General features: G+C 38.1%; 18 protein-coding genes. 4 read left to right on the plus strand and 14 right to left on the minus strand.

Going from position 1 to position 26,104, the window contains the following annotated elements; all coding sequences use genetic code 11:
• Nucleotides 1-15 precede the first annotated feature (15 nt).
• From ACERJO_RS13080 to ACERJO_RS13125, 10 genes are all read right to left on the minus strand, one after another.
• Complete coding sequence (locus ACERJO_RS13080) at nt 16-1,566, minus strand: glycoside hydrolase family 43 protein (RefSeq protein WP_373647771.1); 1,551 nt, start codon at nt 1,564-1,566, stop codon at nt 16-18.
• A gap of 278 nt (nt 1,567-1,844) precedes the next feature.
• Nucleotides 1,845-2,861, minus strand: a complete 1,017-nt coding sequence (locus ACERJO_RS13085) for a glycosyltransferase family 2 protein (RefSeq protein ID WP_373647773.1) — start codon at nt 2,859-2,861, stop codon at nt 1,845-1,847.
• A 2-nt stretch (nt 2,862-2,863) separates the two neighbouring features.
• Complete coding sequence (locus ACERJO_RS13090; protein WP_247105792.1) at nt 2,864-3,514, minus strand: hypothetical protein; 651 nt, start codon at nt 3,512-3,514, stop codon at nt 2,864-2,866.
• Nucleotides 3,511-5,967: a beta-glucosidase gene (locus tag ACERJO_RS13095; protein ID WP_373647775.1), complete on the minus strand. Its 2,457-nt coding sequence runs from the start codon at nt 5,965-5,967 to the stop codon at nt 3,511-3,513. The genes ACERJO_RS13090 and ACERJO_RS13095 overlap by 4 nt, the downstream gene beginning before the upstream one ends.
• Before the next feature lie 145 nt (nt 5,968-6,112).
• On the minus strand, nt 6,113-8,971 hold the full coding sequence (locus ACERJO_RS13100) for a glycoside hydrolase family 3 protein (protein ID WP_373647778.1): 2,859 nt from the start codon (nt 8,969-8,971) through the stop codon (nt 6,113-6,115).
• 355 nt (nt 8,972-9,326) lie between these two features.
• Nucleotides 9,327-11,816 (minus strand): glycoside hydrolase family 3 protein, encoded by a 2,490-nt coding sequence (locus tag ACERJO_RS13105; RefSeq protein ID WP_373647780.1) that lies wholly within the window; start codon nt 11,814-11,816, stop codon nt 9,327-9,329.
• 352 nt (nt 11,817-12,168) lie between these two features.
• Complete coding sequence (locus ACERJO_RS13110) at nt 12,169-13,479, minus strand: GHKL domain-containing protein (protein WP_373647781.1); 1,311 nt, start codon at nt 13,477-13,479, stop codon at nt 12,169-12,171.
• Complete coding sequence (locus ACERJO_RS13115) at nt 13,476-14,186, minus strand: LytR/AlgR family response regulator transcription factor (protein WP_373647782.1); 711 nt, start codon at nt 14,184-14,186, stop codon at nt 13,476-13,478. Before ACERJO_RS13115 ends, ACERJO_RS13110 begins: the two co-directional genes overlap by 4 nt.
• Nucleotides 14,187-14,546: 360 nt before the next feature.
• A complete protein-coding gene (locus tag ACERJO_RS13120) occupies nt 14,547-15,806 on the minus strand; it encodes an alpha/beta hydrolase-fold protein (protein ID WP_373647784.1) in 1,260 nt (419 codons plus the stop codon).
• Nucleotides 15,807-16,265: 459 nt separating this feature from the next.
• Nucleotides 16,266-16,688, minus strand: coding sequence for a VOC family protein (locus tag ACERJO_RS13125; RefSeq protein WP_373647785.1), 423 nt, complete (start codon nt 16,686-16,688; stop codon nt 16,266-16,268).
• 425 nt (nt 16,689-17,113) lie between these two features.
• On the opposite strand from ACERJO_RS13125, the gene ACERJO_RS13130 reads away from it, so the two are divergent.
• The 4 genes from ACERJO_RS13130 (at nt 17,114) to ACERJO_RS13145 (ending at nt 20,288) form a co-directional block, all read left to right on the plus strand.
• Entirely contained in the window at nt 17,114-17,926 is an 813-nt protein-coding gene (locus ACERJO_RS13130) for an alpha/beta fold hydrolase (RefSeq protein ID WP_247105800.1), read from the plus strand.
• A gap of 133 nt (nt 17,927-18,059) precedes the next feature.
• Nucleotides 18,060-18,485, plus strand: a complete 426-nt coding sequence (locus ACERJO_RS13135) for a YciI family protein (RefSeq protein WP_247105801.1) — start codon at nt 18,060-18,062, stop codon at nt 18,483-18,485.
• Complete coding sequence (locus tag ACERJO_RS13140) at nt 18,482-19,747, plus strand: RNA polymerase sigma factor (RefSeq protein ID WP_373647787.1); 1,266 nt, start codon at nt 18,482-18,484, stop codon at nt 19,745-19,747. Before ACERJO_RS13135 ends, ACERJO_RS13140 begins: the two co-directional genes overlap by 4 nt.
• A 199-nt stretch (nt 19,748-19,946) precedes the next feature.
• Nucleotides 19,947-20,288: a DUF1801 domain-containing protein gene (locus ACERJO_RS13145; protein WP_373647788.1), complete on the plus strand. Its 342-nt coding sequence runs from the start codon at nt 19,947-19,949 to the stop codon at nt 20,286-20,288.
• A 452-nt stretch (nt 20,289-20,740) separates the two neighbouring features.
• On the opposite strand, the gene ACERJO_RS13150 is transcribed toward ACERJO_RS13145, so the two are convergent.
• The 4 genes from ACERJO_RS13150 to ACERJO_RS13165 all read right to left on the minus strand — a co-directional run bounded on the left by ACERJO_RS13150 (nt 20,741) and on the right by ACERJO_RS13165 (nt 25,943).
• Nucleotides 20,741-21,016 (minus strand): hypothetical protein, encoded by a 276-nt coding sequence (locus tag ACERJO_RS13150; RefSeq protein ID WP_373647790.1) that lies wholly within the window; start codon nt 21,014-21,016, stop codon nt 20,741-20,743.
• A 300-nt stretch (nt 21,017-21,316) separates the two neighbouring features.
• Complete coding sequence (locus ACERJO_RS13155; protein WP_373647791.1) at nt 21,317-23,458, minus strand: catalase; 2,142 nt, start codon at nt 23,456-23,458, stop codon at nt 21,317-21,319.
• Nucleotides 23,459-24,273: 815 nt separating this feature from the next.
• Nucleotides 24,274-24,906 (minus strand): type 1 glutamine amidotransferase family protein, encoded by a 633-nt coding sequence (locus ACERJO_RS13160; RefSeq protein ID WP_373647792.1) that lies wholly within the window; start codon nt 24,904-24,906, stop codon nt 24,274-24,276.
• A 74-nt stretch (nt 24,907-24,980) separates the two neighbouring features.
• Nucleotides 24,981-25,943, minus strand: a complete 963-nt coding sequence (locus tag ACERJO_RS13165) for a helix-turn-helix transcriptional regulator (protein ID WP_373647793.1) — start codon at nt 25,941-25,943, stop codon at nt 24,981-24,983.
• Nucleotides 25,944-26,104: the final 161 nt, after the last annotated feature.

Genomic DNA, 26,104 nt, shown 5'->3' on the forward strand with positions numbered 1-26,104 from the left:
GATTTGTGTTATGACTCATTCCATTCCTACATACTCAAACCAGTCAAAATAGGCTTTCTCATCGCTACTAGATCCATTAGAACTAGCATACATACCTAATACGGCTCCTACAAACCCCCCAGCTACATCGGTACTTAAAATTCTCCCATCAACATTTTCGATCAATGCCTTGTAATGAGCTGTTGTTTCCCCAAAATAGAAACTATAATCCTGACCTTTTGCTTGAACCTTTAAATACACTTTCGCCGCATCAATCGGCAGCTCCTTTAGCACTTCTTCATTCCCCTCTGTGCATTTAATCAACCTCATAACTTGTTGTTTGCCTTGTTTAGTGTATACAAATCTAAAATGGTATTCATGGCTTTGAAGTAAAACGATACCAGCTTCTTCGATTTCACTCGTTGGTGTAAATTCCATAGCCGTAGAAGCGGCAAAGTCCATATGCTGTTGTCTTCTACCAACAAAGCTAGGCTGCACAAGCTCAGATATCTGTTGCGGTCTAAGCTTCAAGCTTAAATGTCCGGGACGTTCTGTTAAACTATAAAACTTTCCTTTCGGCGTACGTATAAAGTTCCATATATAATCAAGCTTCTCTTCTTCAAAATGATCACATACAGATGGAATCAGCGATTGAACAGTTGGCAAATCAGGTAGTGGATACGCCATCTCTAATTTTCCTGTTCCCGGACTCATAACAGGCCAGCCGTCTTCCCATGTAACAGGTAGTAAGAATGTCTCCCTACCAAGATTTCGATAGTATCCACCATAAATACGAGATGCAAGCCCAACTGCCCACCATTCACCATTTTGCGTATCCACCAAATCACAGTGCCCAACATTGACAATTGGATACTCTTTGCCAAGGTGTCTATGTGTTAAAATCGGATTACCTGGATTACCAACATAGGGGCCTGAAACATGTTCACTTCGCGCTACTGAAACGGCATGGTGATGTCCTGTACCAGCCTCAGAAATTAACAAATAATAACTGCCATTCACTTTATATAGATGCGGACCTTCTGGCCAGATCACATCTCGTAATGCACCTCTCCACAACCCAGTCGGTTCTCCAACCAGCTGCTTCGTTTCTAAATCGAGCTCCTGTAGCCATACCTCCCAATTTCCACTATATTTCTCCCCTTCAGGCGCAGGCCTTGTCCCAGTGTAGTAGACTTTTCCATCCTCGTCGAAAAATAAGGAAGGGTCGATACCTGGAGCATCTAAGTAATAAGGATCAGACCAAGGACCAGAGGGATCAGTCGCCGTAACAAAAAAGTTCCCCCCATGACCAACATTCGTTGTAATCATGTAGAACACACCATCATAATAACGAATGGTCGGGGCAAAAATACCTTGTGATTGTCTTTGCCCATCTAACGGAAGCTGAGTTGGTCGATCTAACACATGACCAATCTGTTCCCAATTGACTAAATCCTTACTATGAAAAATAGGCACACCAGGATAATAAGCGAAGGACGATGTGACAAGATAATAGTCATCGTTCACTCGACAAATTGATGGGTCTGGATAAAAACCAGGAAGGATAGGGTTGTTAAATGTTTTCAATGTTTTAACCTCTTTTCTTTTGTAGGATCGCTTTTAATCGTATGCGCTTACATTTGTCTTTTACTTCATTCATTTCGAAACTTGTATTCTTTATAATAAGGATTTCTGTAAAAATAACACACGTGTCTTTAAAAGACACTTTAAAAACTTTAGTAAATATTTGTGTAAATTCACTACATTAGAAGTCATATAAAAAAGGAAGCATCTTTCTAGACTATGAAATGACATCATTTCAAAAGACTCGATAAATGCTTCCAATTCGTTAATCCTATCCGAATTTAATTAAATCCAACTAATTTTTGCGATACTTTATATGCACCTACAGAAATGCTTCGTCCAAAACGTCCTGGTAAATTAATAAGATGACCCATCCACCCATAACGAATATTGTGATAAAGCACTTCATCTCTCTCTTTAATATATTTCATCAATTCTTTTTTCTTTTTCAGGTTTTCTCTTGTTCCTGAACGAATTAATAATATAGAGGAAATGACCGTAACAATTTCTAGCTGATGCATCATATACTGTTGAAGTTTGCTGTTCTTAATCGCTTTAAGATCAACTTGTTCGATCATTAGCTTATTAACCTTTATTTGTTGGTCGATTCGCCTAATCATGACACTTTCATTCACAGACTGATCCTCTCTACCAATAAAATATCGATAAAAATCAACATTTAAATAATAGATTTTCTCTACATGAGCTAGCGGCAAGTAAACATACAGGTTATCTACATAAAAGGTATGCTTAGGTAACTCCAATCCGGAGTCTTTTAATAGCTGTGTCCTGTAGATAATAGAATGCATCATCAAATATTGTCCTTTACGAAAATCATTGATATCATCCCAAGTAAAGACAACATCCTCCGGAAGTACATCATCATATTTCATGACTTTCTTGTACTTTGCGCCTTCCTTTTCATAGACAAAATTACTAATCATCATATCAACAGACTTATTTTCTTCGACAAACTCACCTAATGTCTTTAAGACCTCAAGGTATGCTCTAATATCTACCCAATCATCACTGTCTACAACCTTGAAATACATTCCTGTTGCGTTTTTAATTCCTGTATTTACTGCTTCACCATGTCCACCATTCGTTTGGTGTATAGCTTTTACAATCGTTGGATATCTTCTTGCATAATTATCAGCAATTTCTGCTGTTTTGTCATAAGATCCATCGTTGACTATAATTAGCTCAACATCTTCTGCTCCTGGCAAAAGGGACTCAATGCAATTCCTCATATAGTCTTGAGAATTATAGCAAGGAATAACTACTGATAATAACTTCATTTTCACACAACCTTTTCTGGTTTTTTCGGCTCTTCAGGCACTTGTTTAAAGATAATTTTGAAAATAGGGAAGAACACCCAGAAAGAAATAGCACTATTAATAATCATCGTTACAACATCCGCGACCGTTTCTCCAAAACCGCCCCATCCTAACGTACTCATAAAGAAATTATAGACAGGAGTTTGATAGAAGCCTAGAGCAACTGCAGCAATAATGGTTATAATGACATAGGCAACAAAATACCAAAATGCCGCCTTCCAAATACTACTGTTTGATTTAAACGTAATGCTTCTTTGTGCAAAGAAATTAATAATTTGTGCAATCGCAATGGTAATTTGAACAGCTAAGAAAAAGGCAAGGCCGCCTCCTCCTCCTTCTGAAATAGGGCCAGCTGCATAGTCAAATATATAGTAAGGACTTCCATCTGTATTTGTACCAACTTGCCATATTTGAAAATTAGTACTCACTAACGTCGTTTGAGCAAACAGACTCCGAAACGCTGGCATCATTACTAATTGGAGAACCGTTATCCCATTACTCAGCATAAAAAACACAAAAAACTGAACACTATTAGGATATTTTGTTTTCATCCGATTCCATAAATTGGCGATTCCTGAAAAGGCACTAGCTTTCTTTACGTTTTCCTTACTCATAGTACCTCTCCTTTGTTACTATTGTTCATTAAATGCTGACTCTTTTTTTGAGCCTTCACCATTTTCTTTCGTTCTTTTAGCACATGTCGTAAACCTTTAAAGAACTTCCCATTCACAATCATTAAAACACCATCAAGCATTGGCATATTCATGATTCCACCAGTCATTCTTGCCATCCCTCTAAATGGCATATGATAAACGGACATCATAATAAGGTTCGCCGTACTTCGTTTCCCTATCTTCCATAGGAATGAATGAGATAATGTAATGGCTCTAAAAGCAAAACGTGCAAACAATCCCTTCGCATATTGGCATTGGGCAATCGTATCATTATATCCTAGTGGTACTGTTCGGTCCCATGTAGATACCGGAACCTTATAGCCTAACAGAGCCTCAAATTCTTCTATACTAACTTGGTTCGCTTCCCCTGAATAATAGGACGGCAACACATCCTTATCATATGGAAGAGGAGCTCCTGTACCTTCTACAACTAAAGTTTCTTCTAATCTAATATCTGAACACGACGCACCTATCATAATGTTATAAGAAGCTTCCTCTATTTCCCATTGGTTCGTTTTGACATTAAAATAGCGGAATGTTTTATCATCAAATGGAATCGTGACTGATTTTGTTTCGCCTGGATTTAGGAACACTTTCGTAAAACCTTTCAATTCCTTCTTCGGTCTAAATATATTAGTAGATTGACAGCCAACATATAATTGGGCTACTTCGCTCCCTGCTAGATCACCTGTATTGGTTATATTAAACGTCACACCACCCTTATCCACTTGAACTTCCGAATACTCAAACGTCGTATAGCTTAAACCGTAACCAAATGGGAAAAGCACCTTCACATTGGCTGTATCATAATAGCGGTATCCTATGAAAGGACCTTCTCTATATTCAACACTCACTTCTTTACCAGGGAAGTGATAATAGGCAGGTGTATCTTCATGTTTAATCGGATATGTTTCCGCTAATTTACCAGACGGATTGACCTCTCCTACTATCGTTCTTAATATCGCCTTTGCCCCTGCTTGTCCGCTTAAATAACTGTGTAGCACCCCTTTGACTTTTCCAATCCAAGGCATTTCGACCGCTGCTCCACACGAAAGTACGGCTACAATATTCGCATTCACCTTGTGTAAGGCTTGAATTAATTCAATTTGGTTTTCAGGAATGCTCATGCTTTGACGATCAAGCCCTTCTGCTTCTGTCACTTCATCTAAACCGATATATAGAAGGACGACATCAGCTTCTTTTGCTAATTCGCATGCTTTATCTATTTGTTTCTTGCTTTTCTTTCCATATCTATCAAAGCCTTTTTCAAATCCGATATACGTTAAACCTGATTCTTCAAGTGACTCTAATGTATTGTCCAATACGGTTGGATTCACAATGGATGATCCTGCCCCTTGATACCTTGCTTCTTGAGCAAAATCCCCAATAACAGCCACTTTTTCATTTTGCTTCAATGGTAGTATATTTTCTTCATTTTTCAATAAAACAATAGATTCTTCTGCTACTTTCTGAGCCATTTGATGGTGTTCGTTAATGTCGAATTCCTTTGTTTCCTTCTCAAATACTTTCTCCGTTGTAAACAATAAATCGAGTAAACGATCTACACATTCATCTAATATATCTTCTGTAATGAGACCCTTGTTTATCGCTTCAATGATTTCCTTGTCCGTTTCACCTGTTGTTGTAGGCATTTCTAATTCATTCCCTGCAATCAACCCAGCAACGCGATCGTTACTACCTCCCCAGTCAGTTACAACGACACCTTCATACTCCCATTCATCTCGTAAAATTTCTCTCATTAAATGGATATTCTCATTTGTATACGCGCCATTTAACATATTATAAGCAGACATAACCGTCTTTGATTGGCCTTCTTTAATCGCTATTTCAAATGCAGTTAAATAAATTTCTCGTAACGTTCTTTCATCAACGATCGTATCAATGGACATCCGTCTTTCCTCTTGGTTATTAACCGCAAAATGTTTAACACAAGCTGATATACCGTGAGATTGAATGCCCTTAATCATTCCAGCAGCCAACTTCCCAGCAAGATAAGGATCTTCACTAAAATATTCGAAATTCCTTCCAGCAAGGGGACTTCTTTTCATATTAATTCCTGGTCCTAGAAGCACATTTACGTTCTGTGACACAGCCTCTTCCCCAAGATATTCACCAACTTTTTCTACGAGCTCTTCATTCCAGCTATTCGCTACAGTCGCAGCTGTTGGAAAGCACGTTGCGGGAATACTTTCATTAAGACCTAAATGATCAGCTGCCTCTGCTTGCTTTCGAATACCATGTGGTCCATCAGCAAGAAACATACTTTTAATACCTAGACGTTCTATACTATCTGTTTGCCAGAAGTCTTTCCCTGACATTAAGGATGCTTTTTCCTCTAAGGTCATCTTTTTAATCAGATCGTTGTATTTCATTGCACATACCTCTTTTTGAAATTTGGCGGCACTCAAGAAGAGTACCGCCAACCCTATTATTTTTGTTATACAGGTTTGTTAAATACTAAAAGCACACACAACCTGAAACTCTACCTAACAAAATGTTTAATCAATTATCATGGATCTAATTACTTGCAGGATCAACTTTAATCTTGGGCTTGCGGAATGTGAAATAGAATCCACCGATAATAGCAGCAAGGAGCGCGATATCTACTGCAATTGTAACCTTCACCCAAGTCGGCATATCGCTACTTAAAGGATCATCAATTGCACCACTGTTCGCTACTGTATAAAGAATGTTGTGAGAAGCATCTCTCATTGCCCATAAAGTATCATTACTGCTAGTATTCACCTCAGGTACCCCGACTGGTGCTGTACCAGTGAGTAAAAGGTCATTTCCGTTACGGAAGCCAAGTTCAGCTACCATGTAAGGGTAGAAATCTCCTAAGAAGAAGTCTGTGTTCACATGACCACGGAAGCCCCATTCATTACGTAATACTTCTTGTAGTAGATTAGAGCTTGCACCAGCCCAAACGGTCCCGATACTATTAAACCCTGACATAACACCACTTGCTCCGCCTTCTTTCACGGCAATTTCAAATGGCTTCAAGTAAATATCACGAACCGTTTGCTCATTCGCCCAAGTCATCAAACCGAGTGTACGGTTTTCCTCTTGGTCATTAAGCGCAAAGTGTTTCATGTAAACAAATCCACCTTGACTTTCAAAACCTTCAATTTTGTTTGCTGCCATCTTACCTGATACAAGTGGGTCCTCAGAATAATATTCAAAGTTTCTTCCGCTAAATGCAGAACGATGAATGTTTATTCCTGGTGCATACCAACCTGTTACATTGTACGCTTGCCCTTCTGCGCCGACAGATTCACCCATTTGTGTCGCTAAATCGATATTCCATGTTTGTGCAAGCATGACACCTGCCGGGAATGCCGTGCCTGACGTATCTGATCTTGACGTGTACGCTGTAATACCTGATGGTCCATCATAATCATGGGTAACAGGCTTGCCTACAGTTTCAATTTCAACCGTTCGATAACCACCAAGAGTTACCAGATCAACCATATCATTTACAGATAGTTGATCAAGTAGATCATCCCAGCTCTCATCATGAAAGTCCACACCCGTAAACTCATCTAACATCAATCCATTATCGACACCCGTTGTAGGTGCTTCCGTCATTGTATCTTCCGGAATTTCATAACGATTTTTGTTCACCAAATGAACAAAATCTTCGTCTACAAGCTTACCTCGTACTGTTTCTTCACCATCATCTGTCATCACAGTAAATTCTTCGTGATTAACGAGTTCATCCATATTTTCAAATCCATTTTCTCTAGAAAGGTACGTGGCGATACTTCCCTCTCCTGCTTCAAGTTCTTCAAACTGATTGACAGGAACTTGATCATCTGTAGAACGTCCATTATCAAAAACAACTTCTTCTAACGTTCTTGACTCAACTTCTTCAATAACCTCATTAGAATTACTATTTAAATAAATCGTGTATTCCCCTTCTTCAAGCACATATGAGCCTGTGTCGCTGTAGATTCTGTTATAGTCAAAAGCAGCCATATCTTCTACTGCAAATGAAATATTTACCGTTTCAGACTCACCTGGATCAATGATATCTGTTTTATCAAATGCAGCTAAATCAATAGCTGACCTTTCGATATTTCCAGTGTATGGAGCTGAAAAATATGCTTGTATAACTTCCTTACCAGCTACAGATCCTGTGTTTGTGACACTTACATCGAAGGAAATCGTTTCATCATCCCAATTCAAACTACCTGGTACGACTTCTTGTTCGAACGTTGTATAGCTTAATCCATATCCAAACGGGAATTGAACTTCATCATCGTAATTAATAATCCCTTCGGCTGCGGCCGTCTCATAAAAACGATACCCAACATAAATTCCTTCTGTATACTCTACATACTTCAGAAGGACATCTCTCTCATCCACAGCATGAGAGTAGGAACCATCTGCATTTTCAATCACATAATTGAAATCACCAAAATTCGTCATGGCTGGTGGATCGAGAAGGTCTCTCGTATAGATGTCTACTGTGCGACCAGATGGATTCACTTCACCAGTCAAAATGTTTCCTAATGAATCAAAGCCGTTCTGTCCTGCACCCGCAACAGAGAGGACACTTTTAATTTCACTATATTCATCTACCCAACTAAGCTCAAACGTGTTACTACTATTAACAACTAGAACGACATTTTCAAAATGCTCTGTCACAATATCAACCATATCTTGCTCACGATTACTTAGCTGAAGATAATGTTTATCCGGATCTAGATCATCTTCGAAGCCGTAACGATTACCTGTTGCACTAAATGAACCACCATCTGGATCAAATGTATCTGGTCCGTCCATTACGCGTGGAAGGTCGGCCCCTTCACCACCCGAACGAGCAATGAAAATGACTGCCGTATCCGAAAAGTCCACCGCTTGTTGCATGCGTTCATCTGTATAGAAATCTGAAGCTAATGGCTCTGGAATTGTCCAGTCTTGACCATCCATATCAATAATAGGTCTTTCAAGCCCTGTAGCAACATAATCATTGTATAATTGTTCGTTCACTTCAAATCCAGCATTTTCAAGTCCTTGCTTTGGATTTACTGCTGTATCTGCATTTACTTTACCTGAACCCGTTCCACCATAAACAGGGTTTGTGAAGCTCCACCCGAACACGTTTATTTGCGTCGTTTCAGTTAAAGGCAGCATATTTTCGTTATTTTGTAGAAGGACAATCCCTTCATCTGAGATTTTCGAAGCTACCCCTTGGGAATGGTCACGTGCTTCAACAGCTTCAGCACTTTCTACATCAATTTCATCAAAGTACATCGTTACTACATCAGAAAAATATGCTAATGCAACATTTCCTGCTACCCCCAATAAGAGCACTACTGACAAAAATACACTCATAAGAATGCGGAATTTTTTCTTACTTTTGCCTGCCATTCTTTCTTCCCCCTTAAACGAATATCATAAGTAGTTTACATTTTACGCCACATTAAAAGCGTTACTCCCTCCCTAACACTTGACTTTTGCAAAGGATTAGAGTGATTTTAAAATTAATACTGAAAAGGTATTCATTTCATTACAAATAACTCTTAATGTGATTATGAAGAAATTCTAACATAGATATTTATTTGAACATTTCAAATGCATGAACGGTAGAATTTTTTTTATAAACGGTTGCTCACATAGCTTAAAGGGCATTGAAAAGTTCAAAACCAAACTTTTTCAATGCCCTGTTAAACACAAAATTCAATCCTTAAAGACCTTATATAATGTTCACTTTATCTTAAAACCCTTACTCACTACCTGTGTTGTCTGGTGTCACCAATGCTGGAACATCGTATCTTTCAGTACGTTCATCTTGAATGACTCCAGACCAGTCAAGACCGAATGTGAAGTCATACTCATTGCCCTCACTATCAACAAAGCTTTCCATATCACGAGGTACATCCTCATATTGAGCTTCTACTGTTTCCATATTAGCAGGCATTTGTACCGGTAATAGGGCCGATGGTTCTACCTTACCTGCCGCAATTTCAAGTAAAGCTTCATCTTCAATTCCATAACCCGAACCTGTACTCCATCCGAACGCCACAAGAATAGCATCTGCATATGGTTCAATTTCAGACATAATCATCGGTCCATCAGCTCTGATAGCAACAATAACTGGAACATCCTCTGGCACAGTTTCCGCTGCATATTTTACAGTATTAAGATCTTCGTAATTTTTAATTATTGCCGTGTTCCCATAATAAGAACGATTTTCTTTTTCTTCAATTTCTTCTACAACATAACCACTTACTTGTTCAGTGACCGTAATATCTCCAGAGATTGATTCTTGACGCACATGTTCAGAATCAGCTGTATATTCCCCATATTGTAAAGAGATTGGAATATACTCCTCATTTTCTTGGTCATAGCCAAATCCAGCAAAATAGTTCCCTTCATTCACAGGACTTGTAATAATCGGCAATGCGAAATCAACTGATGCTAAGTCTCCAGCCGATGCACGTTCAATATCCTCAACCGCAACTGTTGGATTCCCATCATCGTCTTCCGGACCTGTTAATGTCTCTGACGGAGTGTCCGTCACAACATTATAGTGCTCTTCTAATAGTTCAATATCAACCGGCAATGTCCATTCCGCTTCTGTTACTCCACCAAAATAATCGACTTCATATGGCACATAAATCATTGGTACATAAACAGTTTGCTTTTCATCACTATCATTGGATGAAATGGCATTATTTGAGTTCTTCAACATAACAATTGATTTTAATTGTGCTTCATAAGCTTTCAATTGGTTGTCTTCACTTAATACCGTCAATTCCGCCTCTTGTAAATCAACATATGGATTTTCGAATAATCCAATAGTGAAGAAACCATTTAATATGCGCTGCGCTGACTGTTCAAAGCGCTCATCAATTACATCTTCACCTAACTCTTCAACACCTAGTTCATAGGCTTCAACAACAACGTCCCTATCATTCAATCCACCAAATTGGTCCGTACCTGCTTGAATCGCTTTCAAAATACGTTCTGGTTTTTCTAATTCAGATACACCATAAGGCTTACCTTGCATAAATCCACCTTCTAGGTCATCAACCGCACCCCAATCCGTTGTAACAACACCTTCAAACCCATATTGACCACGTAATAAATCGTTTAGTTTGTAATCGCTAAATGCCGTACCAACTAACTCACCATACGTTTCATCCTCTTCAAAGGCAATCGAATACGATGCCATGACGGACGTAGTAGATTCTGTTTCTCCATCTAGGTTAAATCCACCGTCTACGAATGGTATGAGGTGTGTATCAAATTGTCCACCTGGATATACTTGAGCATTCCCTCTGAATGAATGACCTTCACGACCACCTTCAGCTGCTCCGTCTCCTGGCCAATGCTTAATCATCGTATTCAGGCTATAAGGACCCCAGCCAAGATCATTCCCATCTTCATCAAATGTGGATTGTACACCATGAACAAATGCACTTGTCAGATCTCTAGCTAGTGCCGGATCTTCACCAAATGTTCCATCCACTCGATTCCAACGTGGCTCAGTAGCAATATCAATTTGCGGTCCAAGTAACGTTCCAATACCAAGTAAACGATACTCGATAGAAGTTAAATTACCCATCTCTTGAACAAGTTCAGAATCAAAAGTCGCAGCTAATGCTAGATTAGAAGGAATACCAGAAACTCCACCCTCTCTTGGGTCAGTACTTGTAATAACCGGAATACCATAACCCGTCGCTTCTGCATATGCCTGCATCGCATTATTCCACTTTACTGTATCAGTTGTACTTGCTGAATTAGCAGCGTTTAACATTGCACGACCACCAATGTCTAAGAATTCAATTTGATCCTCTTCAAGCTCCTCAGAAACACTAGATACATGGGAGCTATATAGCATCAAACCAGCTATTTCTTCCGGAGACAATAATGACGCTAAATTAGCCGCTCTTTCATCAGCCTCTAATCTCCAGTCTTCATATGGATCTAAAACACCGTTATTATTTAGATCTTTAAAAGCATATCCATCGACTTGAAGTAGTTCCACTCCTGAATCTTTTGAATAGCCTAAAGTTTTTCCATCATCATTTGTGACAATAACATACCCATCTTCAGTTTCTGTCTCTTCCCATTTCACCTCTCCTGAACCAAGTTCTTCAGGTTCGATTGGATCTCCTCCAGCGGCATCATCATCTGTGCACGCCATTAGTAGAAATGAGGAAATGAGCACTGTCATTAACACAGTTGCATTTTTAAACATCATTTTCATAATCCCTTACCCCTTCCTTACTCAATAACATCATTTTAAGCTCTCAAAATGAAAGCACCTTCAATTCCTTTGAAGCGAAACGTTCATAGCCCCCCTTCCAACATCATAGGGAGAGAAAGTTTATACAACGCAGTACAATAACACCACTTAATGAAAAGGTATTCATTTATGTATAAACGTTACTTCCCTTCAAAACTATAAAATTAAATCTAGCATATTAATCAATTTTTGCAGGACAATCTCATAAACGGTAGCATTTTTTGCATGAACAGTAGACAAAAAAGAACTTGGATCAATCCTTAACAGGGACCCAAGCTTTATTCATAGCATTTAATTTATTTTTCTTCATCATTTATCTATCGTTCTTCGGAATTAAAACCTTTAATTCAAACCAATTGTTCCTTTGTCCGACATTGACGACACCATCATACTTTTGGACGGTATAGCGAATACTTTTTAGACCATACCCATGATAAGATTTATCCTTCTTAGTCGTAACCGGCAAATCACCTTCGAGCTTCAAGTCTCCTTCATAGTAATTTTCAAAACGAATCATCAAAAAACCTTTTTGACTAAATAATGAAACATGGATTAATCTTTTTTCTTCATTTTCAACCTGCATTTCGTACTCAATAGCATTATCAAGCGCATTTCCAAAAATCGTACAAATATCTATAACATCCATATCATTAAGTAATGTTCCGTCGGCTACACACGTTAAGGTAATGCCATTTTTAATGCAATACATATGTTTACTTGCTAACAAAGTATCTAACACTTTATTACCTGTTTTGTTCTGTGCTTCAAACGCTTTTATCCCATCCTCCATTTCATTCAGATAGGCATTTCTTTTTTCCGGATCTTCTTCCGCCCGAAGAGCGATAATCTGATTCTTTAGATCATGGTACTTATAATTAATTAATTCAATGCTTTCCTTCGATTGTTGATATTGTGAATATTGATTTTGAAGAATATTTTGCATTGCTTCTAGCTCATGTCTAACCCTTAACTCATTCAGTTGAATATGGTAAGCATACAAAATCGCGTACCCACCTAAGTCGACCAAGGTGCGAATATTTAATATTTCTTGTGCATATTGTCCACTAAAAGGCGTTCTAGCTGTCACAAAGCTTAAATTACTTATAAAAAAGACAGCTGCACCAATCACAACTGTAGACCATAACTCTCGTTGCCTTATATTTAGCTTGCCTTCTTCAGGTATATGACGTTTCTCTAATAGCCAAATGACAAAAAAGACAAGCCCATACATAACCATTAACAGAATGATTTCAAATAGCTTATGACTACTTTCACCACTCCATAAATAAAAATGAACTTGCCATTGTAAGGATGCGACTAATTCAGCTACAACAAAAGCTTTCACACTAAAATATCCTGCTTCGGTCGCCGTGATATCACAGCACATATAGATAAGTAAAAACATCATCCCAACAGCGACAAGCATGCTAGGCACCCAAAAAATGATCGGTAAATCTCTAGTCACAACGAGGAACACAGATTGTACAATTAAAGCGCCGCTTGCACAGGCTATTAACCTCCAACCACTTAACCTTCTTTTCAATATTGAAATATAGACGATACATGCTAGCCATTCGGCAAATGCCGTGTACAGCCTAGGTATTTCTGGAAAAAGCTCGTTCATTTAATGACATCTCCCCAATGATCAGCTAAAGCTTCTAAGAATGCCTTCCTTTTTGTGCGACTTACAGGAAGCTCATTCCCTTTCACAACAGCATAACTATCATTCATTCCATCTACGTGCTCCAAGTTAATCAAGTAGCCTTTATGTCCACGGAAGAAATGATACTCTGATAATTCTTCTTCTAAATCCTTCATAGCTCCAGAAGACGTAAACTCTCCTTCTTTTGTATAGAAAATTAGCTTATGGCCCTGGCTTTCCACATAATACACATCTGAAAGCTCCAGCCTTACCATTCCACCTTTTAATTTTATCGTAATAAAGCTGGATTCACGCTTCTTCATTCTTTCAAGAGCTCTAATCAAACGTTCAGAAAACGAAAAGTACGTAATCGGCTTTAACACATAGTCCAATGCATCTACTGCATATCCTTTAATCGCATATTGCGCCATATTCGTAATAAACATAATAACGACTTCTGAATCTATCTTTCGAATTTCTTCTGCTGCTGACATCCCATCCATAAGTGGCATTTGAACATCCATTAAGATTATATCGAATTGCGCTTTATAATGATCAATAAATTCATCACCATCAGAATACGTTTCAAATTCAATCGTTACTTCATTCTCTTTTTGAAACTTTCTTAGGAATTCAATGAGCTGTTCCTGATAACTAGTTTCATCTTCCACTATTGCAATACGTACCATTCCATGATCCTCCTTTCTTTACACGACTGACCTTATACAGAACACTTCTGGCTAGACACCCTTTAAATCATAGGGGTTGAATGATGTTCAGGAAACTTCCATTATAATATGGAAGTTAACCCCATATTAAACATAAAAAAACTTAACTCATTTATTTGGATAGGAGGAATTTCCTATTTTATGTTCGCACTCTTTAGTTCAATGAGATTGTTACTAGTATAGCATAAGAAATATCTCTAACAAACACGGACAAATAGCACCCTTGAAACCTTTGAACAGTAGGCGTATCAGCTAGTTTTCGTTCCATGTCTCATTAAAGCAATACCTAAGTCTTTTTCCTTATACACTTAGATTCTCATTTCATTTTGATTGTTGAAATACCCAGTCAATCATTTCTTGATTTTGATAAGCGGGAATCCAGGCAAAGTGACCATCTGGTTCTACTGCTCCTTCTGGATACTCCGTATAATGAATCGTTCTCCCACCAATCGATTTAAGCGCCACAACGGCGTCTCTGCTGAATCGGACATCAACAAGATGATCATCAGCTGCATGGAATACCCAAATAGGCATATCTTTGACCGGTTCTAATTCAGATGGATCTTCTAAAGGCGTATAAGGCTCTCCAATTGAATAATTAGCTATAATAGCTATGCCACAAACAGGAACGGCCGCCGCAAATAAATCAGGTCGCTTCAAAGCAATATGCCATGTGCCAATCCCCCCATTGGAAACACCCGTCACGTAGATACGATCTCGATCAATAGGATATTGCTCCATAACATCCTCTAGTACCTCCTCTAACAATGAATCATTAGGCTTTTCTGTCCAGTAGGCCGTCAACTCCTCATGTGCCGGTGCTTGAGGTGCTAAGACATAGGCTGGGTTGTTCGCCTGTTGCTCAGAATTAGCCCATACTAGTGCACTTTGATTTCCTAGAAGCTGTAAAGCGTTATCAGTTCCCCGTTCTCCTGAGCCATGTAAAAATAATACAAGAGGATACTCTTCATTAGACTTTGTAGTTGGTTCGAACAATCGATATGGCATCTCACTCCCTACTTCATTTCGATACGTAAACTCGCCAAACTGATCAACAATTGGCGTTTTCACATCTAGTGGCTCAACTCTTTCTGTGGATGCAACAAAAATAGTCCCACTGCTTACTGTTATATCTTCCTTCTGAGTAACCGTATAAGCAAGCTCCTTCCTCGTATGTAAAAAAGCTTCATGTTGGAACGTAAGCATACTCGCATTCGGATCACTCGTATCTAGTTCAATTATGACAAATCGACCTGGCCTGCTCATCTGGCTGATTTCTGCTTGTTCGTTTGTATACACAGATGAAATCGTTCTCGATTCCATCTCCTCATCTTTCATAACCTCTACTTCAAAGCTCGCTTCTGAAATTGTCGATGAATGGACCTCTTCCTCAAAATCAATTGCAATCGCATACGCAACTTCACCTAACGGAAGAACCTTTGTAATTAATGTCACATTATCTGGTTTCAGTTCTTGAGTTCCTTCCTTATTCTCTCCATCAGATGAACAAGCCATGATGAAGAAAACAAGCATAATCAAGCTAAAAATTCGAATTTGTTTACACATTTTCTCTCTATTCATAATGCTCCCCCTTCCACATAGTTAAAAATCAAAATAACGCACTGTCAAGAAAAACGATTACATTTATATTAATGCGACTTAATGATTTAAACAAAAGCAACTCTAAAATACATTCTTTAGCTAAGAAAAACGACAGCTTTTGCGAACCTACTTACACAGTGCAAACGAACAAAGGTAATCCTCATTCCTCTAAATAAGAGAAAAAACACTTCCTTATAAGAAAATGTAGTCCTCATTCCGCTATTTTGGCTTTTATGGCTCCTTTTGGATTCATTTAGCTTAAATAGAGGAATGAGGAAACCATAACGACATGAAACAGGGAATGAGGGGAGAAATAGAGGAATGAGAAACCGCATCGAGCATGTGACCTTTGCATTCTGCTACTGCCATACTTATAAATTCTAAAAAAAAGCCACTTCCAGAACGGAAATGGTTATACGAAACATATAAATAAAACGTTCAACTATTTTTTTCTAGTTGAAACAAATCATATTTGTTTCCATATAAATCCTCAAACCCAGCACCTTTCCCACCAGGAACATCTTGTGGTGCACTATGAAATACCACACCTCTACCCTTCATTTCTAAATAATCCTTTTCAATGTCATTCGATTGGAACATAATCACTATTTGCTCTCCTGCCTGCTTTCCAATTAGCTTCATTTCTTCCTCAGTATTAGCCTGCACGAGTTCAATGACAGTCTCATTATTTTTATTTGGAGAAACCGTTAAATAATGAAAACCTGGTGAAAATTCAACCTCATCACGTACTGTAAAACCTAGCTTTTCAGTATAAAAGGCTTTAGCCTTCTGTCGATCCCTCACAAAAATGGTCATTTGTATCGCTCTCGTAATCATCGTATCGCCTCCATAACCTTTCATACATTCTAACCTCCACTATGTAGTTCGTATTTTAACATCTAGGCTCGTTAGAAATTTCTCATGGATTGCGTTATTCAACCATTTATACGGGTCGAATTATTTTTCCTTGCTTATATCGTTTTATTCTAACGTTCAACAGCTTCACCACCATCCCCTTTTCTTAAGAAACTACTTTAGTCAAAGAACTACCTCAAAAACTCAACCTTTTTTAAAGGATATTCATACATAATTGGCGTATTTAAGATGCAAAGAACCATAATGTATGATGTTATTCGATATCCATAAAGCCAAGAATTTATAAATCTTTTTTTAAAATTTGTCGATTTTGAATATCGTTTCTCGTCGTCCTATTAGAGGCATAGAAAATATGTGAATATTAGAAGCTAGCTATCTTAATAACAATACACCGACAAAGGAGGAAACTTATGTATTCAGTTACATCGAAAGACGGAACAAAAATTGCTTTTGACAAAGTTGGTCAAGGAACGGCCCTCATATTAGTCGGAGGTGCATTTAGCTACCGTAAATTCCCACAGCAAGTTGAATTGGCATACCTGTTATCAGAGTACTTTACGGTTTACAACTATGACAGACGGGGCCGAGGAGATAGCGGTGATACTCAGCCGTATGATGTTGAACGAGAAATAGAAGATCTTCAAGCATTAATTGACGAGGCAGGTGGTGCTGCTTATGTGTGGGGATTATCTTCTGGAGCTGCTCTTGCACTGAGGGCAGCAGACAAAGGAGTAAACATTACCAAATTGGCTCTACATGAACCTCCTTTCGTAGTAAAGGAAGGAGATCGTAAGCCACCAAAAGACTTTACGAAGCATACGACAGACTTAATTTCCAATAATGAACGGGCTACGGCCATTAAGTATTTCATGACCAAAGGGATGGGAGCTCCTTCATTTGTTGTCAGCATGATGCGGATAATACCAGGCGTGTGGTCTAATCTGATGGCAGTTGCGCATACACTCGCCTATGATGCTGCATTATTGGAAGGATATATGGAAGGAAAGAAATTGCCTGCTACATGGAAGAACAGTGTCAAGGTTCCAACGCTCGTAATAGAAGGGACAGAGAGCCCTGCTTCCTTACGAAATAGCGCTCAAGCATTAGCAGACGTACTCCCTAACGCTCAACTATTGAGTAAAAAGGGTCTCGGCCATACTAAGAAGTTGAATACAAAAAAGATATCACCGGAGCTTACATCATTCTTTTTGGCTAATCATTAATAAAATATGTAAAAAAATTCGGATTTGTGTCGATTTCATTAACACATACTCGTTGTATAAATAGAAGCTTATCATTTGTGCGATTATGCGACTTTGATAAAATGCTTCACGATAAAATAGGAGGTAGTTAATTATGAGGTTTATGATGATTGTAAAAGCCACTTCAGATTCAGAGGCAGGAATAATGCCTAGTCCTGAGCTTATTGAAGCGATGCAAAATTATAACGAAGAGTTGGTAAAAGCAGGTGTTTTACTGGCTGGTGATGGACTTCAGCCTAGCAAGAATGGTATAAGGATTTCCTATCCGGAGCCTGGTGAAAAACCAAGAATTATGGACGGTCCATTTACGGAGGCTAAAGAATTAATTGCAGGTTATACATTGATCGAAGTTAAATCTAGAGAAGAAGCGATTGAATGGGCATTACGTATGCCAGACCCACATGGATTTGGACAGGGTGAGATTGAGCTTAGACAAGTATTTGAACCAGAGGATTTGACGGATAACCCAGAATTATTAGTAAAAGAGGCTGAACTTCGAGAGGAGCTTAAGAAGGCGTGAGTGTATCACTAACACATCGAACGATTGAAGCGATTTGGAGGATAGAATCGCCAAAGCTCATCGCAAAACTCACTAAATTAGTAAGAGATGTTAGTCTTGCGGAGGATCTTGCTCAAGATGCATTGGTCATTGCTCTTGAAAAATGGGAGCAAGTTGGTATACCTGAAAACCCTGGTGCATGGCTGATGACAACCGCTAAACGTCGTGCAATTGATCTGTTACGCAGAATGAACGTACAGGATCAAAAATATAAAGAAATTGCTAGTCATAGTGATTTATTTACTGTCCGGGATATGAATGATGTATTAGATGAGGAGATTGATGACGATCTCCTCCGTCTGATTTTTATGACCTGTCATCCCGTATTATCACAGGATGCACGAGTTGCTTTGACTCTGCGCTTAATATGCGGACTTACCACGGAGGAAATTGCGCATTCATTTCTCGTCACAGAATCCACTATTGCTCAAAGAATTGTCCGTGCGAAAAGAACGTTAAACGAAAAAAGCGTACCTTTTGAGGTTCCTGTTGGAGAGGAACTTATGAAGCGATTATCAACAGTCCTTGAAGTGATTTACCTTATGTTTAATGAAGGTTATTCTGCAACTTCTGGTGACCAATGCATTCGCCCTTTTCTATGTCAAGAAGCACTAAGATTAGGACGTGTTCTAGCCGAAATGGCACCTACTGAACCGGAAGTCCATGGACTTGTCTCCTTAATGGAAATTCAGTTTTCAAGGTTTAAAACGCGAGTGAATTCTAAAGGTGAACCTATTCTTCTCAAGAACCAAAAAAGGGCTCAGTGGGATCAATTATTGATCCGACGTGGCATAGCAGCACTTGAGCGTAGCAAAAAGCTAGGGAAGTCACTTGGCCCCTATTCATTGCAAGCATCTATCTCTGCTTGCCATGCTCTTGCGCCTTCTGAAGAAGAGACAAATTGGCCACGAATTGCAGCTCTTTACGAAGCTCTTTCGAGAGTGATGCCTTCACCAATCGTGGAATTAAACAGAGCAGTAGCTATTTCTATGGCATTTGGCCCGGACTTTGGCATCCAAATAGTAGATAAACTCTATTCTAATCCATCTTTAAAAAGCTATCATCTTTTACCTAGTATACGAGGTGATCTTTTAGTGAAGCTAGGGAGATATGATGAGGCTCGTAGTGAATTTGAACGTGCTGCTTCACTGACCAAGAATGAACATGAAAGAACCCTTTTACGAAATCGAGCAATGAATTGCCGAAATGGATCATCTACATAAGGTGAAACACCAATCAGTGAGTTTTTTACAAACGACATTCCGAGCTACAAATAGGCAACGGTTTTACACATTGCTGAGAGGGTACCGTAAAAGTTGAAACCAAACTTTTTCAATGCCCTTGATGGATGCTATTTTACAAGATCAACTCAATTTGTTGAATAATTTATACTAATAAATCATTGATAAGGAGCATGAAAAAATGAACCAAGAAATAACTGATTTTATTGATACATTAAATGAACCCTGGCAGAGTGAAATTGTTACTAATCTACTTGAAACCGTTCACCAAGCAATACCAGATGTACATGGACGTATTCAATACAAAAAGCCACATTTTTTAAAAAACGGGAAATACGCTGCTGTTATCTCAACTTCCAAAACAGCAGTTAGCTTTACTATTTTCAATGCCGTAACATTAGATCTTCCAGAGGGAGTATTTAACGGACCTCCTGAAAGAAAGACAATGAAAATACACAAAGGAGATACAGTTGATTTCGAACAGCTTGTCACATGGGTTAGTCATGCCTCTGCTGAACTTTAATTATAAATCAAATGTACAAAGTTGCTTAACTGGTATATGTGGCAACTTTTTTTACCAGTAGGTAAGAGGAGCAGTTCTTCTTACAACCTTTCCCCATTTGTTATTATAAACTAAAGATCCCGTTAGCTTAAATCCTATTCTTCTCTCTTTAGATTTATCTCTGCTAACTAATCCAAAACCATGTCTACACTTGTTTCGCGAACATAGCATAGGGTTCGGTTCGATCAGGACAGGACTTCGATCAATAGCCCATCTAAGATTATCGAAATGCCCTTGTCAGAAAGATCTTGATCCAGTCCATTATGCTTCTATACTATCAACGAAACAGGCTCTCTTCCTTTTAAAAATCGTCTCATCTCTTAATAAAATATGTGTTACAAATTACATTTAAACCTAAACAAAAGAGGATGTCCTTACGACACCCTCTTTGCATTAGTAAAATAGAATTTAAATTATTGTTGTTGATTTTGTTGTTGTTGTGCTTGCTGAAGTTGTTGTGTAGCCTGTTGTAATTCTTGCTGTACTTGTTGGAATTGCTGTTGTTGGGCCGGCTGAGCACTATTTTGCGCTTGTTGCATTTGTTGTTGAGCTTGTTGCAATTGTTGCTGTGCTTGTTGAATCGCTTGTGGATTCGCCTGTTGCGTCGCTTGTTGAACGGCTTGTTGTGCTTGTTGAATGGCCTGCTGAGCTTGTTGCGCTGCTTGTTGTGCTTGCTGGTTTTGTTGCATAAGAAACTCCCCTTTAAGATGTATTTGGTCTTACTCGTATATGATGCGTAAGTTTGCTCGCTAACATACATATTTATTGTTTTTTACCTTTTTTTACTTTAATCGAGCATTGTACTTTTCAAGACGAACAATCGGTATTCCGCTAAACCATTGACAACCTCTAATAATGGCATGGAAATTGGAATAAGTTAAAGAAAATGTGACAACATATCATCTTGTTAAAACCTTTTTTAGTTCACCCCAAACTTTAAGAATGCTTTTTTGAAAGTTAAAATCAGGTGAAATCTTCCACCTGATTAATTAACCACTCATTTTCCCATCTTGATTTTCCCGCAGCCAATGGCGGTGCAGTGCAATGGCATTGATAAATTCTTGTTGAAACGCACTTAAATCCGTTTCGTTCCGAACTGTCACAATCCCCATATCTGTAAATATTTGAGCTCCAGATTCAAGGTCTGCTAACAATGTTCGTTGAGCCTCAGATGAACCTAAAAGGTCGACACCTTCATTCGTAGCTCCAATTGGTTTAGCATGGACAAAAGCATCATTGATAAAGTCCTTAGCCTCTTTATGAGTCATCAATAGATCTATAGATCTCTTCCCACCAGGAATATAAAGTGCATCGTACATAATCGCTCCACTGGTAGCATAACTCTTATTCGCTTCAAGTTTCTGACTTTCTACGCTTGTAATCATGCCTAAGTTTTTACTAATAAGGTCGGCATGAACTCCCACTGCAGATAATCCAGTCATGACTTGTGTTACCTCATTAAAGTTAAAGCCATTTTCAATCAGAATGGCAACCTTTCTCGTTTTCGCTTGCTTCACTGTATTTTCTTGACTTACCGCTGGTGAGGAGGTTGTTACTCCAGTTTCTCCTTGATTCGCAGGAGGATTCACACCAATTCCTTCAGCAATTTGAATCGCTAATTGACTATCCACGTTATTAAACATTTCAACAACACGCTGTTTGATTTGTTTGTCCTGCACCTTTCCAACTTCAAAATGAAAAGCTTTAATAATGTGTTTCTTTTCGGCTGGTGACATACTATTCCAAAAAAGAGTAGCTTGACGATAATGATCATTAAAGCTATCACTACGTTTCCTGATTTTTTGCCCTTCTACTTTTTCAGCATAATGTGTGTATCCATGCTCTTTATCAGATGCTGGTTGGGGAGAGTTATTTCGAAGTGAATTTGGTGAATAACTCACGGCACCTTTGTCGATCGTCATCCGATGAAAACCATCGCGTTGATTATTATTTATAGAAGCAATCGGACAATTAATTGGAATCTCATGGAAATTGGGTCCTCCTAAACGGAGCAACTGAGTATCCGTATAAGAAAATAACCGTCCCTGCAGTAAGGGATCATTACTAAAATCAATTCCTGGCACTACATGACCAGGATGGAAAGCTACTTGTTCAGTCTCCGCAAAAAAGTTATCTTGATTTTTGTTTAAGGTCATTTTTCCGATAATCTTAACGGGGACCTGTTCTTCTGGCCAAAATTTCGTTGCATCGAGAATATCAAAATCAAACTTAAATTCTTCATCTTCTTCGATCAATTGGACTCCAAGCTCAAATTCAGGATATTCTCCCATATTTATCGCTTCCCATAGGTCACGCCGGAGAAAGTCAGGATCTTTCCCAGCTAGCTTTTGAGCTTCATCCCAAGTAAGAGAATGCACTCCTAGTAAAGGCTTCCAATGAAACTTCACAAAACGTGCCTTCCCTTGCTCATTCACAAACCTAAAAGTATTAACACCAAACCCTTCCATCATTCGAAAACTTCTTGGAATACCGCGGTCAGATAACAACCACATGATCATATGAGCCGTTTCAGTATTACTTACTACGAAATCCCAAAATGTATCGTGAGCTGCAGAAGCTTGTGGAATTTCATTATGTGGTTCTGGTTTAATAGCATGTACGACATCTGGAAACTTTATTGCATCTTGTATAAAAAATATCGGAATATTGTTGGCAACTAAATCATAATTTCCGTCTTCAGTATAAAACTTCGTTGCAAACCCTCGGACATCACGAACCGTATCTGCAGAACCTCGAGATCCAACAACTGTTGAGAATCGTACAAAAACAGGAGTTTTAACAGACGGGTCTTGTAAAAATGTAGCTTTCGTAAATTCTGTCATCGGTTCGTACACTTGAAAGTAGCCATGAGCTCCAAAACCACGTGCGTGAACGACTCGTTCAGGAATACGCTCATGATCAAAATGAGTCATTTTCTCCCGAAAATGAAAATCTTCCATCAAGGTAGGCCCTCGCTCACCAGCTTTAAGCGAATCATCAGTATTCGAAACTCGTACGCCTTGGTTCGTTGTTAATTTTGTACCTTTGTGATCAACTCGAAAGGTTTCTAACTGTTGATCCTTTAAGTTTTCTAAATTAGAAAGCTCATTATTTTGTTGATTATTATCCACTTCTGTTTCCTCCTTTTTATGTATTTCCGTTAACTATTTCGCGATTACCATTCCAATACTAATCTAAGACTAGGTAACGAAAAGAATGGTTACAAACATTAAATCGTTGGTATTGTTTGTAAACACGCCCTTTTTATACACCACTTTACCAATAAATAACCAAAATCATCTGACTTCAACCTGGATTTCCCCGTTCTCATTAAAATAAAAACTTGCCTACATAACCCTTTTTTTTAATGTTTTTCAGCTTTTTTCGTTTTAAAACAAAGTATTCTCAAAATATTGTCTAAGGGAAAGAAAAGAAGTCGAGACAGGGCATGAGCATAAAAAAATCCTAAATTTACAAATGTTTATTTCAAAAAAAACTGTAAAAGGTTTAAATGAAATCAATTTTATAAAAGCCGGGGATTTCTCCCCGACCATTTTTTTTATTTTCTGCTCCAACCAAGTGTTGTATCATTCTTGAAAAAGTGGAACGTAACGTTGAAACGGTCTTTCACTGCCCCATAGTAGGGACTGAATTCGGTTTCTTGCAACAGAAACATTACTTGCCCTTTTTCGCTCATTTTATTAAACATATCTTCAATCTCGTTTTACTGCGTCACTGTAATGCAAATATTCACCTGATCTCCGATAACATAAGGTTGCCCCGGAAAGATATCAGCGACCATCAAATCATTTTCCCCTGTTTGCAAAACAGAACGAAACAAGGGGTAGAGTCAGGAAAATACGGATTTACAACGATAAGGAAATTCCAAATTAAAAAGCCCAACTTCTCTACAAATCAAAATAGAGAAATTGAGCTTTTCAGTACTTCATTTATTTATTGAATTCATTAACTGAAAGAAGTATTCAGGTTTATGAGTCTTATTTAGGTTATACCATGAATGTAATGCATCTGGTGTAAATACATCTATTTTTTTCAGTACCTCCATTGCAAATTCCAGAGGAGCTATTCCTGATGCAGTAACTAAATTCGCATCAGATACCGCAGATCCCAACTCATAGAACTTTTCTCCTTTATAGTTAGGACATACCATTTTAGTATATTCTAAATTATTACTTGTATGCTTTCTAGTATCTAAGTATCCCATATTCGCGAGGCCCTCAGTTGCACCACAAATTGCAGCAACAATAGTGCCAAGCTTTAAAGCTTGGCCAATTCTTTCCAAGATAGGTTGATGAATTTCTTCACTCCAAGTAGTCCCTCCTGGTAAAATTAAAAGATCTTTACTCTCAAGAGTACATTCATCAAGGGAAATATCTGGTTTTATGCTCAGTCCTCCCATAGTAGTAATCATTTCTTTATTAGCTCCTACTGTCATTACTTTTAAAGGTGCTAAATCTTTTTTGAAATATCTTCCTGAGTTTAATTCAGCAATTAAATATCCATATTCCCAGTCTGACATTGTATTAAATACATATAGAAAAACTTTTTTTGTTTGCATCCAATAACACTCCAATCACAATTGATATAGCTATTATAAGATAACTTCCCTGACAGTTAACGTCAGGGAAGTTATCATACTTGATGAAATTTTATTAATTCCGACAGAACTTCAATAAGTCTTTTCTTAAGACTTATTGGCTCAATAACTTTAATAGATTTATTGTACGGTAAAAGTAAATAAGGTACATATGTATGCATCATATCTTTTTCAAGAAGAAAAACTGCTTGATTTGAAGTCCGTTCTTGTAAATAATGTCCTAAAAACCAGTGTTGGCAAATATCAGCCAATACACTTTTATCCCCATTAATAACCAAAGAAATAATCCCTTCCTTATCTTCTATAGTTGGAAGAAGACTTTTTATAAAAAAGTCACGTGCTGAAAAATTTTCTGGCCGGTTAAACTTATTTTCGGTTAGCATTAGACTTTCAATTCGATCTACTCTAAAACTACGGATATCATTCCTAAGATGACAAAATCCAATCACATACCACTTATTATTCCAATAGATCATTCTGTACGGATCGACCAATCTATCATTTAATTGCTTTTCGCCACTTTTATGGTAAAGAATTTTTACTGAGTACCCGTCAGCTATGGCCTGCTCCAACTCCTTCAAAAAAGGTTCCATAGAGAGTGAACTTAATCGACTTATTACTTCAAGACTAGTTAAATGTTGGTTTATCTTTGTTTCCTGCTCTTGATTTGAGTATTTACTTAGTTTTGAAATGGCCCTATTTAGTGCTTCACCTCCATAATATCCGGCTTCTTCTGCAAAAATAGCAGCGTGAAATAGTGAAGTTTGCTCCTCAAAATCAAAAAAAAGAGGAGCCTCAATAAAATTATTCAATAAAGTATATCCACCGTTATGTCCTGGTTCTGAAATTATAGGTACGCCACTTGTTGAAAGTGTATCAATATAACGATACACAGTCCTTATATTCATCTCTAACTTTTCTGAAATTTGTTTTGCGGTAATTTTTTTACCTGAACGAAGCATCCATAGAATTGCTAACATATTGTCAATTTTAGGCATATAATTCCACCTCCCTCTATAAAGTAAAAATATCTCTTACATACTCTTGATATCTCAGAATTTTATAAACGACCAATTATAAAGACAGCTGAATAGTTGGATGAGAGTGGTAGGTCTTAAAAATATTCACAAGTGGCAATCTATCCTAACACCCAAACTGG

The organism is Halalkalibacter sp. AB-rgal2, from assembly GCF_041821005.1.
Classification (GTDB): Bacteria; Bacillota; Bacilli; order Bacillales; family Bacillaceae_D; genus Halalkalibacter.

Coding starts and splice junctions, on each gene's coding strand:
- ACERJO_RS13100 (WP_373647778.1), bottom strand. CDS start 8,971: ATGGCAGGCAAAAGTAAGAAAAAATTCCGCATTCTTATGAGTGTATTT.
- ACERJO_RS13090 (WP_247105792.1), bottom strand. CDS start 3,514: ATGAGTAAGGAAAACGTAAAGAAAGCTAGTGCCTTTTCAGGAATCGCC.
- ACERJO_RS13150 (WP_373647790.1), bottom strand. CDS start 21,016: ATGCAACAAAACCAGCAAGCACAACAAGCAGCGCAACAAGCTCAGCAG.
- ACERJO_RS13165 (WP_373647793.1), bottom strand. CDS start 25,943: ATGCCTAAAATTGACAATATGTTAGCAATTCTATGGATGCTTCGTTCA.
- ACERJO_RS13095 (WP_373647775.1), bottom strand. CDS start 5,967: ATGAAATACAACGATCTGATTAAAAAGATGACCTTAGAGGAAAAAGCA.
- ACERJO_RS13125 (WP_373647785.1), bottom strand. CDS start 16,688: ATGAAAGGTTATGGAGGCGATACGATGATTACGAGAGCGATACAAATG.
- ACERJO_RS13085 (WP_373647773.1), bottom strand. CDS start 2,861: ATGAAGTTATTATCAGTAGTTATTCCTTGCTATAATTCTCAAGACTAT.
- ACERJO_RS13145 (WP_373647788.1), top strand. CDS start 19,947: ATGAACCAAGAAATAACTGATTTTATTGATACATTAAATGAACCCTGG.
- ACERJO_RS13105 (WP_373647780.1), bottom strand. CDS start 11,816: ATGAAAATGATGTTTAAAAATGCAACTGTGTTAATGACAGTGCTCATT.
- ACERJO_RS13120 (WP_373647784.1), bottom strand. CDS start 15,806: ATGAATAGAGAGAAAATGTGTAAACAAATTCGAATTTTTAGCTTGATT.
- ACERJO_RS13135 (WP_247105801.1), top strand. CDS start 18,060: ATGAGGTTTATGATGATTGTAAAAGCCACTTCAGATTCAGAGGCAGGA.
- ACERJO_RS13115 (WP_373647782.1), bottom strand. CDS start 14,186: ATGGTACGTATTGCAATAGTGGAAGATGAAACTAGTTATCAGGAACAG.
- ACERJO_RS13110 (WP_373647781.1), bottom strand. CDS start 13,479: ATGAACGAGCTTTTTCCAGAAATACCTAGGCTGTACACGGCATTTGCC.
- ACERJO_RS13130 (WP_247105800.1), top strand. CDS start 17,114: ATGTATTCAGTTACATCGAAAGACGGAACAAAAATTGCTTTTGACAAA.
- ACERJO_RS13160 (WP_373647792.1), bottom strand. CDS start 24,906: ATGCAAACAAAAAAAGTTTTTCTATATGTATTTAATACAATGTCAGAC.